This is a genomic window from Amphritea sp. (assembly GCF_016744155.1).
In the GTDB taxonomy this organism is placed as follows: Bacteria; Pseudomonadota; Gammaproteobacteria; order Pseudomonadales; family Balneatricaceae; genus Amphritea.
In genome coordinates this window covers 38,131-51,105 of the sequence record NZ_JADGEW010000012.1, presented here as the reverse complement: position 1 = coordinate 51,105, position 12,975 = coordinate 38,131, and the positions used below count along the sequence as shown (strand labels likewise).

Annotated in this window: 13 protein-coding genes and 1 riboswitch; of the genes, 8 read left to right on the top strand and 5 right to left on the bottom strand. The window is 48.0% G+C overall.

Translation table 11 applies throughout. The features are described from left to right. The 3 genes from QZZ54_RS10910 to QZZ54_RS10900 all read right to left on the bottom strand — a co-directional run bounded on the left by QZZ54_RS10910 (position 1) and on the right by QZZ54_RS10900 (position 2,899). Positions 1-993 carry an adenosine deaminase gene (locus QZZ54_RS10910; protein WP_290702671.1) on the bottom strand — a complete coding sequence of 331 codons (993 nt, stop codon included), beginning with the start codon at positions 991-993 and terminating at the stop codon, positions 1-3. 77 nt (positions 994-1,070) lie between these two features. Further along, complete coding sequence (locus QZZ54_RS10905; RefSeq protein ID WP_290702669.1) at positions 1,071-2,333, bottom strand: AmpG family muropeptide MFS transporter; 1,263 nt, start codon at positions 2,331-2,333, stop codon at positions 1,071-1,073. 83 nt (positions 2,334-2,416) lie between these two features. Next, complete coding sequence (locus tag QZZ54_RS10900; RefSeq protein WP_290702667.1) at positions 2,417-2,899, bottom strand: YajQ family cyclic di-GMP-binding protein; 483 nt, start codon at positions 2,897-2,899, stop codon at positions 2,417-2,419. Positions 2,900-3,018: 119 nt separating this feature from the next. Here QZZ54_RS10900 and QZZ54_RS10895 point away from each other — a divergent pair, with 119 nt between their 5' ends. The 5 genes from QZZ54_RS10895 to QZZ54_RS10875 all read left to right on the top strand — a co-directional run bounded on the left by QZZ54_RS10895 (position 3,019) and on the right by QZZ54_RS10875 (position 8,200). Continuing rightward, entirely contained in the window at positions 3,019-3,930 is a 912-nt protein-coding gene (locus QZZ54_RS10895) for a 2-dehydropantoate 2-reductase (RefSeq protein WP_290702665.1), read from the top strand. 51 nt (positions 3,931-3,981) lie between these two features. Next, positions 3,982-4,839: a polyphosphate kinase 2 gene (gene ppk2, locus QZZ54_RS10890; protein ID WP_290702663.1), complete on the top strand. Its 858-nt coding sequence runs from the start codon at positions 3,982-3,984 to the stop codon at positions 4,837-4,839. 93 nt (positions 4,840-4,932) lie between these two features. Beyond that, positions 4,933-5,158: riboswitch (cobalamin riboswitch) on the top strand. Positions 5,159-5,193: 35 nt separating this feature from the next. After that, positions 5,194-7,158, top strand: coding sequence for a TonB-dependent receptor (locus QZZ54_RS10885; protein WP_290702661.1), 1,965 nt, complete (start codon positions 5,194-5,196; stop codon positions 7,156-7,158). 124 nt (positions 7,159-7,282) lie between these two features. Further along, the gene (locus QZZ54_RS10880) at positions 7,283-7,843 is read left to right on the top strand and encodes a cob(I)yrinic acid a,c-diamide adenosyltransferase (RefSeq protein ID WP_290702659.1); all 561 of its coding nucleotides are present in this window, start codon (positions 7,283-7,285) and stop codon (positions 7,841-7,843) included. 84 nt (positions 7,844-7,927) lie between these two features. Next, positions 7,928-8,200: a hypothetical protein gene (locus QZZ54_RS10875; protein WP_290702657.1), complete on the top strand. Its 273-nt coding sequence runs from the start codon at positions 7,928-7,930 to the stop codon at positions 8,198-8,200. A gap of 39 nt (positions 8,201-8,239) precedes the next feature. On the opposite strand, the gene QZZ54_RS10870 is transcribed toward QZZ54_RS10875, so the two are convergent. Continuing rightward, entirely contained in the window at positions 8,240-9,127 is an 888-nt protein-coding gene (locus QZZ54_RS10870; protein ID WP_290702656.1) for a cobalamin-binding protein, read from the bottom strand. Between the two features lie 116 nt (positions 9,128-9,243). Here QZZ54_RS10870 and QZZ54_RS10865 point away from each other — a divergent pair, with 116 nt between their 5' ends. Further along, positions 9,244-10,431: an NnrS family protein gene (locus tag QZZ54_RS10865; RefSeq protein WP_290702654.1), complete on the top strand. Its 1,188-nt coding sequence runs from the start codon at positions 9,244-9,246 to the stop codon at positions 10,429-10,431. Positions 10,432-10,564: 133 nt separating this feature from the next. Next, positions 10,565-10,870: a TfoX/Sxy family protein gene (locus QZZ54_RS10860; RefSeq protein WP_290702652.1), complete on the top strand. Its 306-nt coding sequence runs from the start codon at positions 10,565-10,567 to the stop codon at positions 10,868-10,870. 123 nt (positions 10,871-10,993) lie between these two features. On the opposite strand, the gene QZZ54_RS10855 is transcribed toward QZZ54_RS10860, so the two are convergent. Then, on the bottom strand, positions 10,994-11,977 hold the full coding sequence (locus tag QZZ54_RS10855; protein ID WP_290702649.1) for an MDR family oxidoreductase: 984 nt from the start codon (positions 11,975-11,977) through the stop codon (positions 10,994-10,996). 211 nt (positions 11,978-12,188) lie between these two features. On the opposite strand from QZZ54_RS10855, the gene QZZ54_RS10850 reads away from it, so the two are divergent. Next, the gene (locus tag QZZ54_RS10850) at positions 12,189-12,929 is read left to right on the top strand and encodes a FadR/GntR family transcriptional regulator (RefSeq protein WP_290702647.1); all 741 of its coding nucleotides are present in this window, start codon (positions 12,189-12,191) and stop codon (positions 12,927-12,929) included. The last annotated feature ends 46 nt before the right edge of the window (positions 12,930-12,975 follow it).

The window sequence follows — 12,975 nt, the reverse complement described above, 5'->3', positions numbered from 1 at the left end:
CTAGTAACAGTTTAGTTCTAAGAGCATCTCTGCTTTTCGTTCAGACTTGGCAAAGCTGTATTCGAAGCTATTCCGTGCCAGTAGCACCGCTTGCTCTTTGGACATTCCCAGCCCCTTTTCCAGAGCGATAAAATTTTCAGTCAAATAGCCACCAAAATAGGCGGGATCATCAGAATTTACGGTTACTTTTACACCCTGCTCCAGCATCTCAAGAATATTATGCTGACTCATGTCGGCAAACACTTTCAAGCGGGTGTTAGACAGCGGACAAACGGTCAGGGCTATTTTTTCAGTTACCAGCCGTTTGATCAGTTCGGGATCATCTATCGCACGCACACCATGATCGATACGATCAACATGCAGTAGCTCCAGGCTATCGATTATATTCTGTGCCGGCCCCTCTTCACCGGCATGGGCAACCGCTAACAAACCCATCCCTCGAGCCTTGGCAAACACTCGTGCAAACTTAGCTGGCGGATGCCCCAACTCAGAGCTGTCCAACCCGATACCGATAATGTTATCAAGATAGGGCTCTGCCTGTTGCAGAGCTTCGAACGCAGCCTCTTCACTAAGGTGACGCAGGAAGCACATAATCAGACCAGAGCTAATGCCATATTCGGTTTCTGCATTTTTCAGGGCACGACTGATACCGCTAATCACAGTAATAAAAGGGATACCTCGATCAGTATGGGTCTGTGGATCGAAAAAAGGTTCGATGTGGATAACATGCTGGGTACGACAACGTTCGATATAAGCCCAGGTCAGGTCATAGAAATCCTGCTCTGTTAGAAGCACCGCTGCTCCCTGGTAATAGAGATCAAGAAATTCCTGCAGATTATTGAAGTCGTAGGCGGCTGTTAGCTGTTCTACAGAATCGTAGGGCAGCTCAATGCTATTACGCTCTGCTAACCGGAACATCAACTCCGGCTCAAGTGACCCTTCCAGATGCAGATGCAACTCCGCCTTCGGCAAAGTATTTAAAAAGTAATCCATCGCGGCCTCCTGCTCCTCAATATCCATTTAGTGTAGCAGTTGGCAGTATTGAACCAATCCTTTGCAACCGAAGACTATTACTCAGCCTTGCTGTCGTTCCAGGGCGCCACTTTAACCAGTAATAGCATACCTGGAAGTGCGAGCAGCGCGCAGAGATAGAAAAACAGGTTCCAGCCGATCGCATCGACTATGTAACCTGTAAGTGCATTAACGAAGGTACGCGGCAATGCTGCCAGCGCAGTAAACAACGCAAACTGGGTTGCGGCAAAAGCAACACTGGTTGAGCGGGCGATAAAGGCGGTGAAAGCAGCGGTACCTAACCCCACGCCAAGGTATTCAAGACTGATAACCACCGCGAGGATGACCTTATCCGGCCCCGCTTCGGCCAGTACCGCAAAGCCAAGAATGGTTACTACCTGCACAACGCCGAAAATCCACAGCGCCCGATTGATTCCCAGCTTAATCATCCACAAACCACCGAGAATACCGCCAACCACCGAGGCCCAGAGAGCGGAAGCTTTGGCGATCACCCCGATCTCGGTCAGCGTAAAGCCGAGATCGATATAAAAGGGTGTCGACAGAGCGGTTGCCATGTTATCGCCGAGCTTATAGAGAAACATAAAACAGAGAATCAGCAAGGCTCCACGCCAGCCCAACCGGGTGACAAACTCATGAAAAGGTTCGATGATCGCCTGTTTCAGCGTTTTCGGAGCACGGGGTTCAGTGATCGGTTCGTTGACAGCAAAGGTCATCACTACGCCCACTACCATGAACCCGGCAATGATCACAAAGACACTGCTCCAGGGCAGGATATCCGCCAGGATCAGACCTAAAGCGCCAGGCACCAAACCGGAGATGCGATAAGCTTGTACATGTACCGAATTACCCCAACCCAGCTCCTGATCGGGTAGCAGTTCACGTCGATAGGCATCCAGTACGATATCTTGACTGGCACTGAACAACGCCACTGCGGTGGCGAGGTAGGCGATAGTCATAATCGATAGCGTTGGATCAAACATCCCCAAGCCGGCAATTGAGCCCAGCAGCGCCACCTGGGTGATCAGCATCCAGCCCCGCCGCCGCCCCAGGAATGGCGGGATATAGCGATCCATCAGCGGGGCCCACATAAACTTCCAGGTGTAAGGGAAGGTTACCAGTGCGAACAAACCTATCTCTTTCAGCCCGACCCCTTCTGCACGCAGATAAGCAGGTAGTAATTGAAATAGCACATAGAGTGGCATTCCGGAGGCAAATCCGGTGAAGATACAGATCATTGTTCGGCGGTTAAAAACCGATTCTTTCCAGTCTGGCTTTTGCTCAGGGGTGTTAACCGCGTCCACTTAAGATCCTTAGATAATGATGTTTGGCTCAGAATAGCCGGTATACCATAACGACAGCTGAACGCTGCCGTTATCTTTGGAAATTAATCCCGGAAATTATTGTATTGTAGCGGCAATTCCAGATCTTCTTCACGCAGCATAGCCATGACAGATTGTAGATCATCTCGCTTTTTACCGGTAACCCGCACCTGCTCTCCCTGAACCTGAGTCTGGACTTTTAGCTTTTTATCTTTAATCAATTTGATGATTTTCTTACTGAAAGGCTGATCCAGCCCCTGTTTCAGAGTCACTAACTGACGTGCCCGCATATGGGCAGTGTGGGCATCGCCAACATCCATACTCTTAATATCGATTTTACGGCCCACCAGCTTACTTCGTAGAATTTCCAGCATCTGCTGTAACTGAAAATCAACTTCAGCTTGAAGTGTAATGACTTCAGCGGCCAATTCAAAAGTCGCATCTACTTTATTAAAGTCATAGCGGTTCACCAACTCACGGTTGGCCTGATCTACAGCATTGCTGACTTCATGCATATCCAGTTCAGATACGATATCAAATGATGGCATCGGGGTGCTCCTTAACACTGCTGCCGCTCATCAGCGGCGTATTGGGTTTTATCCTGCCTATCATACCGTTATGATGGAGTAACACCTACCCCCATTAGCAAAGGATCCTGGAAACTATAATGCAGTGGCATATTCTGGGCGCAGGCGCCATCGGCCTGCTTTGGGCTGCTAAATTACAGCGGGCAGGCCATCGCGTCACCCTGATTCTGAGTGGCCCTCAAAAACTAAATCAATACAATGAAATCAAACACTTTTCAGTCACATCTGAAGGGCTGGCTGATCGCTTCAATACAGACGCAGAGCTTGCCGAGCATACAGTGCCGATCCACCACCTTCTTATCACCACTAAATCCTTTGCTGCAGTTGATGCCTTTAATTCTATTCGCCATCGGCTAGTGGGTAACACTCGCATACTCCTTTTACATAACGGTATGGGACCTCAACAACAGCTCGTCGACGAAAACCCTCAACTAGAAATCTGGGCTGGCAGTACAACAGATGGCGCTTATTTTGAAAGCCCCTGGAATCTGGTCCGGGCGGGCATCGGTGATACCCAGATCGGCAGACTATCTGAATATGGAGACGAACAACTCTTCGATGAGATAGCTAGCGTAGATGAAAAGCTAACAATGACCACTGATATCAACACTGTTCTCTGGCGCAAGCTGGCAATCAACTGTGCTATCAATCCCCTGACAGCCTTGTATGACTGCCGCAATGGTGAACTGCTTCAACACACCGATCGGCGCGCAGCAATGGCACAGATATGCAAAGAGGTCGACAGCGTCGCCAATGCCCTCGGGGTTACGCTGTTTGACCGAAAACTGATGGAGCAGGCCTGGGATGTCGCTGAACTAACCGGTAGCAACCACTCATCGATGCAACAAGACGTTAGCCACAACCGAACCACTGAGATTGAAACCATCACCGGCTTCTTCTGTAAAGCTGCCGAACAGGCCGGCATCCCAGTACCCGCCAATCAACTCGTATTAGAAGCCATACGCAATATTAATGAACCTGATGATTATTAAGCCCTGATTGAAGCAGATCGAGGTTTCGCAAGTTAAGAAAAGGATAACACCATGACTAAAAAGAAATCAGAGATGACCCCATCAGAAAGGCGCAAATCATTGGGATTGGGGGAAGATTACCCCTACGATAAAAAACTATCCCGAAAAGCCTACGAAAAAGAGAAGAAGCGGCTGCAGATCGAACTGCTGAAAATGCAAAACTGGATCAAAGATACAGGCCAAAAAGTCATTATTGTTTTTGAAGGGCGGGATGCCGCAGGTAAAGGCGGTGCAATTCAGCGTTTTACCGAGCACCTGAGCCCCCGGGGCGCTCGCATTGTCGCACTGGACAAACCTTCCAACGTTGAGCAAGGGCAATGGTATTTCCAACGCTACATGGAACAACTACCCAATGCCGGCGAGATGGTTCTTTTTGATCGTTCCTGGTACAACCGGGGTGGCGTTGAGCAAGTCATGGAGTTCTGTACCGAAGAGGAATATAAACTGTTCCTGAAACACACCCCGATGCTGGAACAAATCCTGGTGGAGAGTGGTATCAAGCTGTTCAAATTCTGGTTCTCCGTTAATCAGCGAGAGCAGTTCCGGCGCTTTAAGGAGCGCGGTAAAGATCCGTTAAAACATTGGAAACTAAGCCCAATGGATCTGGCTTCTGTAGAAAAATGGAAGGAATACACCAAAGCCAAAGAAGCGATGTACCACTACACCCATACCGAAATCGCTCCCTGGACCACTATTATGTCCGATGACAAAAAGCGGGCCCGCCTGGAAGTAATGAAAATAGTCCTCAACGCCCTACCCTATGAAGACAAAGATGAGAAAGCAGGCCTTACGCCCGACAGTTCAATAGTAGCCGATGCACTGGATCGACTGCCACAGTTTGGCACTAAGCATATTCCTTCAATTGACTGAGATAGCCACCTAATCGCTCATCCGCTCCAGATGATCCGAATTCATTAAAAACTGACACAATTTCATTTGACCACGGCGCTACTGCAACATAGAGTAGCGCCTTATTCTACTGGTGCCCAAAGCTGATTCTACAGCCAGGGTTAATCGGGAAGACTGGTGCGCTCCTTTATGAGCAAACCCAGCGCTGCCCCCGCAACGGTAAGTAACCACAAAACTGACATACGCCACTGTAATGGGAAGGCGTCAGTTGATGTATACGATCGGCCAATCACTGATCAGGTTACGAGCCCGGAGACCGGCCAGTAGTCAGTTCACTATTTATGTGCACGGTGGGTGCGCTAAACAGGAAATATAATGAAACAAACCAGTCTTTATCAGGCTGTGCTTTTGGGCACTTCTCTGATCTCTGCTGCTTCCGTGGCACAAGCAAACACTCAAATAACAAACAACTCAGACACGCATACCCTTGATACTGTCATCGTATCTGCGACCCGCTCTGAACAAAGCACTAATTTGGCACCCACAATGATCTCTGTTATCGATTCAAAGCAGATCTCCCGCAGCAACGCGAATAATTTAGCAGACCTGCTACGCAGTAGCGGCATGGTCCAGATACGAGATACGCTTGGCGATGGCAGCCGGGTCTCTGTATCAATGCGCGGCTTTGGCCAGAATACCAATAACAACGTTTTAGTTTTAGTGGATGGCCGAAGGCTAAACAACTCTACTCTTCAATCTCCTGCTTTGAATACCGTTGCGATTGAAGATATCGAACGGATCGAGATTACCCATGGTAGTGCTGGTTCTCTATATGGTGACCAAGCGGTAGGCGGTGTAATAAATGTCATCACCAAAACATCCTTCGAAACCCATGGCAGCGTTCAAATCAGCGGCGGCAACTATGACACTAGTAACGTGCAAGCTAATTTGAGTCACAGCTATAACAACGGCATCGGTATCCGCCTCAGCGGCAAACACGCTGTCAGCGACGGTTATCGGGATAATAACGACTCTGAATTTGATACCTATACCGGCGAACTTAGCTATCAATACGACAGCGGTGAACTGTTTATCGAAAAGCAGAAAATCAATGATGATCTGCGCCTGCCAGGTGCTCTGAATGACACAGAATTGGCAGAAGATCGACGCCAGAGTTCTAAGGATGATTTCAGTAACGGTACAACTGATATTATCAGACTTGGTATTGATCAAGTTCTGACAGGCAATCTCAGCCTGCTAGCTGAATATAGCAAACGGGAATCCCATAACTACGGTTACCTTAGCGGTAATTTTCACAATGACTTTAAGGTAGAAAGTTTCACACCGCGACTCAGTGGTGAGTGGGGCCTGAATCAAGGCACGCTATATGTGACAAGCGGCTTTGACCAGATTCAGAGTCATTATGAGAATTCATGGAATAGTAAATATCAACAAGACCTTCGAGCTTTCTATTTACAAACCATTATCCCGCTAAACAGCAATCTGAATCTAACCTTAGGCGCACGGCACAGCCGGGTTGAAGATAAAAACTTAAGTAGCTTTACATCAAAAAGCCGAAATAATAAGGAAAGCGCAACCGTCAAAGAGATCGGGTTATCTTGGCAGTTGAGTCAGCAACAGCGGCTATTTTTAAGACGTGATGAAAACTTCCGTTTTGCCAACTTGGACGAGCATGGCTTTACTTTACCATCTGTCGAGTTCCTCAAACCACAGGAAGGCACTTCATGGGAGATGGGGTGGCAACGTCAGCTTGATGACTCTACCTTAACAACCAGCCTTTACCACCTGACATTAAAGAATGAGATTCTTTACGATGCGGAAATAGCTAATCCATTCGGTTTCGGGGGTAAAGGGGCTAATATTAACCTTGATGACTCCCGACGTCAGGGGATAATCATAGAATTTAATCAGACCCTGACACCATCCTTAATTGCAGGTGCTACATACACCTACACCGATGCGGAACTGACTGCAGGAAGCTTCAAAGGGAACGCAGTGCCTTTCGTTGCAGAACACACGCTGAATCTGTTTACCGATTACCAGATCAGTGGTAACTGGAGCCTATTTGTCGATGGCCAATTGACAGGTTCTCGCTATCAGGATGACGACAACGCTAACGGGCAACGAAAAGTACCAGAGCAGTTTATTCTGAATACTGCGGTTAACTACAAACGTGACGATTGGTTTGCCAGCTTTAAAGTAAACAACCTAAGTAACGAAAAGTATGACGGTTACGCGATCTATTCGGCTTTCTCTGGCGCCAACCATTACCCAGCTCCGGAACGTAATATTAAATTAACCTTAGGCTACCGTTTCTAAAAACATCCAATCGAAAACGCCAAACCGATAGAGGGGAGCCCAGTCGCTCCCCTTTTTTATACTTTTAAAATGACCCATTGAGTATGCTAACGTTTCGCAACTTACCTTTTTTGAGGAATCCGACATGACCAATCGCCTGACAAAAATCTACACCCGCACCGGCGATAAAGGCACCACGTCCCTGGCCAACGGCAGTAAAGTCAATAAAGATCACCCTCGGATAGAAACCCTGGGAGATACGGACGAGCTGAATTGCTTACTCGGCGTACTGATTGCTGAACTGTCTGCTCAGGAACCATTAAGGAAACTGTTGGTACAGTGTCAAAATGACCTGTTTGATCTGGGGGGGGAGCTGGCAGTAGCTGATCCCGATTATCAAGTCATTAGCGCTGCGCTGATCGCTGATATGGAACAGCAGATCGATGACCTGAATAGCCGCTTACCGCCATTAAAAGAATTTATTCTTCCAGGTGGAAACCGTACCGCGGCGCTTTGTCACCAGGCCCGCAGTGTATGTCGACGGGCTGAACGCCGAATTGTTGAACTTGCACGGCAGGAAAAGGTCAATCAGGAAGCCGCTCGTTATCTTAACCGCCTGTCCGATCTGCTGTTTGTCGCAGCCCGGATTCTTGCCTGTCAGGATGGTGGAGAGGAAGTTTTATGGCAGCCACGAAAACCCGCCTGACGACTCATAAACAACCTAAGCCAGTCTATACAAAAGCTCATATTTGGATAAGCTGGCCTTTAATAAATAAAGAGAGATGTAGATATGTTGCGTTTAATTGCCCCACTGACCCTAGCACTGACAGCAACCCTGTTATCACCGCTAGCACAGGCTGATTGCGCCGATGAACAAACCTGGTGTGAAACCAAATGTGAAGTGAAGCATGTAACAGATGATGCAGCAGCAACTGGCTGTAAATCAAAGTGCGTTGCCGCCCGCGCTGCCTGCAGTACTCAGTCTGGCGCAGAAACCGCATGGGATGCAACGAAAGACGCCGCCAATAAAACAAAATCGTTCTTTAAAGGTCTGACTGAGTAGACGCTTACACTCTCCGACACTAAAACCGACGCCATAGGCTTATTTTGCAATCACTTCTCTGGCTTGCTGTATCAGTTTACACATCTGCTCTGCACCGTCCAGAATTCGCATCGTCGGACGATATAGCAAATCTTCGTTAAGACGATATAACTGACCATCGCGGCTAGCCGCCAGCGTTGGCCAATTCAACCACTGTTGCTCCCAGCCTTCAGGCACATTCTCGCCGGTTAGAATAATCTGTGGATTGGTCAGCAGAACCGACTCAACGCCCAGCCGGGGAATCACCTCTTTATGCTCAGCAAACAGATTAACACCACCACAAAGACTGATCACCCGATCAACCATCTGCGTGTTATTGATGGTCATCAGTGGCTGATTCCATAGCTGATAAAACACCCTCACTTTTGCACTTTGATTGAAACGTTGCTGCACCCCTTGCAAACGCGCCTCAAATAGAGACGCTTGCTGCTCAGCAAGGGGGAGTCGAATCAGTTTTCCCAGCGCACGCAAGTTAAAAGGAATATCGCTGAAGTCATGCGGATCGGAGTAATACACCGGTATCCCCATCTGTTCCAGTCGCTGCAACGGAAGTTGAGGATTACCTCCCGGCCAAGCAACTACCAGATCCGGCTGTAACTCAATAATAGCTTCTAAATTAAAACCTTGAGAGTCACCTACAACCGGCAGACTTGCTGCCTCAGGAGGGTAATCACTATGACTGGCAACCCCTACTACAAAAGAACCCGCACCAATCACAAATAAATTTTCGGTAATATGCGGAGCCAGAGCAACGATCCGACGCGCCGGTTGAGCAATATCAATCACCCGGTCGAGATTATCTGACACACTAATACCCGCTTCAACCGGCGAAAAAATTACCAGCAAATGGCATACAAACAACTTAAAAAAGCGTAACTTCAACCGCATAATGAACAGCAGAACCTGAGTAATAGAGTATATAAAGCGGTAATTTTACTCTATTCAGAAGGGGAAAACGCCTCCATTGCTGTATATATGATTGAATATCTAAGGTGTAAAATTTAATGCAGATTCAAGAACCCAATCAGAGCAGTGGTTTTGCTCTATTTAATCTGGCCTTTCGCCCTTTCTTTCTCTTTGCCGCTGTAACTGGTCTGCTGCTAATGGTCCACTGGTTGGCGCTATTGGGTAAGGGCCAGCTAACTTACAACTACTATCAACTGAGTCAGTTGTGGCATGGTCACGAAATGTTATTTGGCTATGCCGTTGCGGTCATCGTCGGCTTTCTGATGACTGCCGTACGTAACTGGACCTCTATCCAAACACCTTATGGTAAGACTCTGGCCGGACTGTTTTTAATCTGGTTAAGCGCCCGCCTACTGCCCGTTATCGCTGAATTCATTACCCCAATTCCTTCATCGGTTATAGCCGCTGTCGATCTGGCATTTTTACCGTTGGTGGCCCTTGCCATCAGCCTGCCAATTATCCGTTCAGGCAATCATCGTAACCTTATCTTTACTGTCATTCTGATTGCCATGACAATCGCCAACCTACTAACCCATTTGCAACTGTTAGGCTTCACCGAATCTACCCTTGCAAAAGGGATGCAGCTTGAACTGGGACTAATTGTAGTCATGATGTGCGTCATGGGGGGGCGGGTGATCCCATTCTTTACCGAACGTGCCATGGCATTTGAAGCGAAGCGATTCAGTTGGATAGAAAAATCAATAATCCCATTGGCAGCAGGCTGGCTAATATGCGACCTGTTCCAATTACACCTACTCAGCAGTGTACTTGCGGGTGTAAACGCTATGGTTCACTTCATTCGCCTGGCAGGCTGGTTTAAAGCCCGTATGTTCCGCAACCCTCTTATCTGGATACTTCATCTTGCCTACCTCTTTATACCCTTAGGCTTCATGCTCGACGCCCTGAGTGGGTTTGCCATGGTATCCCCCTACCTTGCCACCCATGCGTTTGCCGCTGGCGCCATTGGCTCTATGACTATCGGCATGATGGCTCGAGTATCGCTAGGGCATACTGCCCGACCACTAAAACTGGCAAAAATAACCATAGTAGCTTTCGCCTTAATGGTTGCTGCGGGAGTAATCCGAACCTTTCTGCCGATGATTCCTGAGCTATATACGATGGCGATTCATCTTTCAGGTGGGCTCTGGATTCTGGCCTGGGGACTGTTTCTGATTCCCTACACTCCGATTCTCTTGAAGCCCCGGGCTGATGGGCAGTTTGGATAGTTTATCTCGTTGCTCGTTGCTCGTTGCTCGTTGCTCGTTGCTCGTTGCTCGTTGCTCGTTGCTCGTTGCTCGTTGCTCGTTGCTCGTTGCTCGACAATGATCTTTCTAATTTGCAGATGACCAGTATTTCTAAATGACAAAATTACGAGAGATGCAGGGGTTAGGGCCAAAATCTGAAAGCTGGCTGATAGAGGTAGGTATTCATACTCCCGACGAGTTACGGGAGATTGGAGCAATCAGAGCTTATATCCGGCTCAAAAACGAGTGCAGCACTCCACCCAGCCTTAATTTTCTCTACGCCATAGTAGGCGCTATCGAAGGTAAAAACTGGCTTAAAATAGCTAAACATGAAAAAGGCCGACTGCTAACAGAACTTGAAGGCTACCGGGAACTGGAAGAACTGTTTCAGGCTGAAGGGATCAATATAACTCCACCATAATACCTAGTTACTAAAACAAAAAAAGGAGACCATTAAAGTCTCCTTTTTGCTTTATCAAACAACTTTTCATCTCGCTACTCGCAAGTCACACAGTGACGTTTAGCAAACCACGAGGCGGCGTTCTCACTTGTTGGGATCAACCAGGGTGCGGCCCTGAATTTTTCCGTCCACGATATCAGCTGCGGCTTGTGGCAGTTCAGATAACCCGACAACATTAGAAATTTCACCAAGCGCTTTAGCAGGCAGATCGGACAGCAGGCGATTCCAGGCCTCTGTGCGGATATCGATCGGACACATCACCGAATCCACCCCTTGCAAACGAACATTACGCAGAATAAACGGCATGACAGTAGTGGGTAGTTTATAACCACCCGCCAAACCACAGGCCGCCACAGTGCCTCGATAATCCATTTCAGCCAATACCCGGGCCAATATAGCATCACCTACGGTATCAATAGCACCCGCCCAACGCTGTTTTTCCAAAGGCCGCGCTTTCTCCGCCATCTCTTCCCGAGACAGCAACTCAGTAGCACCCAGACCACGCAGATAGTCATGAGTTGACTCACGTCCGGTAACCCCCGCCACGGTATATCCCAGTTTACTTAGTATCGCTACGGCAACACTACCCACGCCTCCAGCAGCACCGGTGACTACAACCGTGCCACTATCCGGCGTAATACCTCCGTCTTCCAACGCCATCACACAAAGCATTGCTGTCAGACCTGCAGTACCGATAGTCATCGCTTTAGCAGCATCCATACCCTGCGGCATTTTAACCAGCCATTCCGGCTTCAGCCGTGCATACTGACTATACCCACCCCAATAGCGCTCACCAACACTCCAACCGGTCATGATAACCTGATCACCCGGCTGAAAAGCAGGATCACGAGACTCTTTGACTACGCCTGCCAGATCGATGCCTGGCACCATAGGGAAACTGTGGACAATCTTTCCTGTGCCGGTAACCGCTAGTCCGTCTTTATAGTTAAGGGAGGAATAGGAAACTTCAACCAATACATCTTCATCAGGTAGATCACTCAGATCTAACTGTTTTATTGCAGCTAGGGTTTTGCCTTCTTCTTGCTCCAGTACCAGGGCATTAAACATATATCACCTCACTTTACGTTTTTCTTCAGCAACATGTCACAAGCTATAAACCAGACGATTATCATTGACCCTCTTCATCTGTAAATAGCTTGAAAAACTATTTGTCTTACAAATTAACATTTATGCAATTTACACCAAGTTAATTTGTATTACAAATTAACAATTAGTCGTTTATATGAAATAATCCAATTACCACTGTAGGAGAATTTCCGTGAGTTTAGAAATAGAACCCGTTGCTCAACGCAGCCTTTCGAGCCAGATCGCCCACCAGATTCGTCAGGCAATTATGGATGGCTCTCTGAAAGCGGATGACCGCCTGCCAACAGAAGAAGAACTAGCGCAGCGCTATCAGGTTTCTCGCCCGACTATCCGTGAGGCACTCAAAAGACTAGCCGCTCAAAATCTGATTCGCTCCCGTCGCGGCCCTACCGGGGGCACGTTTATCAACCGCCCCTCCGCTTCAGACCTGAGTGACGCACTCACCAGCACCACTACCTTATTGGTCGGTATGGATGCCTTTTCAATGGAAGACATCAATCAAACCCGCTTACTTCTGGGAACAGACTGTCTGCAGCTGGCCGCAAAAAACATCAGCAGTAAACAACTTGACCAGCTAGAGCAAGAGCTGACTCAGCAGCAAGATGATAATCTTTCACCAGAACAATTTTGTGCTTCAGATGTTCGCTTCCACCGCCTAATCGCTGAAGCATCGGGCAACCCCCTACTCAGTTTTATAATGCGCAGTGTCATTGAAGCGCTGCAACCTGTCAGTAACATGGTGACGTTTCGCTTTCGGGAACGCTCTGTCATCATTGATCAACACCAACGGTTGCTCACAGCACTGCAACAACATAACCCGGAACTCGCCTGTTCAATTTTTGCAGAGCAGGTCCATTACCTGGCTGAGAAAACAGATCAGGCACAACAGTGGAAAGCAGAAAAACCTGCTTAATCATGAATAACATTTCACCTAAATTAACGTAGGCTTCGGCGTGCAA

Excerpts from the sequence above, each read along its gene's own strand:
- QZZ54_RS10910 (WP_290702671.1), bottom strand. The coding sequence starts at position 993 with ATGGATTACTTTTTAAATACTTTGCCGAAGGCGGAGTTGCATCTGCAT.
- QZZ54_RS10900 (WP_290702667.1), bottom strand. The coding sequence starts at position 2,899 with ATGCCATCATTTGATATCGTATCTGAACTGGATATGCATGAAGTCAGC.
- QZZ54_RS10895 (WP_290702665.1), top strand. The coding sequence starts at position 3,019 with ATGCAGTGGCATATTCTGGGCGCAGGCGCCATCGGCCTGCTTTGGGCT.
- ppk2 (WP_290702663.1), top strand. The coding sequence starts at position 3,982 with ATGACTAAAAAGAAATCAGAGATGACCCCATCAGAAAGGCGCAAATCA.
- QZZ54_RS10885 (WP_290702661.1), top strand. The coding sequence starts at position 5,194 with ATGAAACAAACCAGTCTTTATCAGGCTGTGCTTTTGGGCACTTCTCTG.
- QZZ54_RS10880 (WP_290702659.1), top strand. The coding sequence starts at position 7,283 with ATGACCAATCGCCTGACAAAAATCTACACCCGCACCGGCGATAAAGGC.
- QZZ54_RS10875 (WP_290702657.1), top strand. The coding sequence starts at position 7,928 with ATGTTGCGTTTAATTGCCCCACTGACCCTAGCACTGACAGCAACCCTG.
- QZZ54_RS10870 (WP_290702656.1), bottom strand. The coding sequence starts at position 9,127 with ATGCGGTTGAAGTTACGCTTTTTTAAGTTGTTTGTATGCCATTTGCTG.
- QZZ54_RS10865 (WP_290702654.1), top strand. The coding sequence starts at position 9,244 with ATGCAGATTCAAGAACCCAATCAGAGCAGTGGTTTTGCTCTATTTAAT.
- QZZ54_RS10860 (WP_290702652.1), top strand. The coding sequence starts at position 10,565 with ATGACAAAATTACGAGAGATGCAGGGGTTAGGGCCAAAATCTGAAAGC.
- QZZ54_RS10855 (WP_290702649.1), bottom strand. The coding sequence starts at position 11,977 with ATGTTTAATGCCCTGGTACTGGAGCAAGAAGAAGGCAAAACCCTAGCT.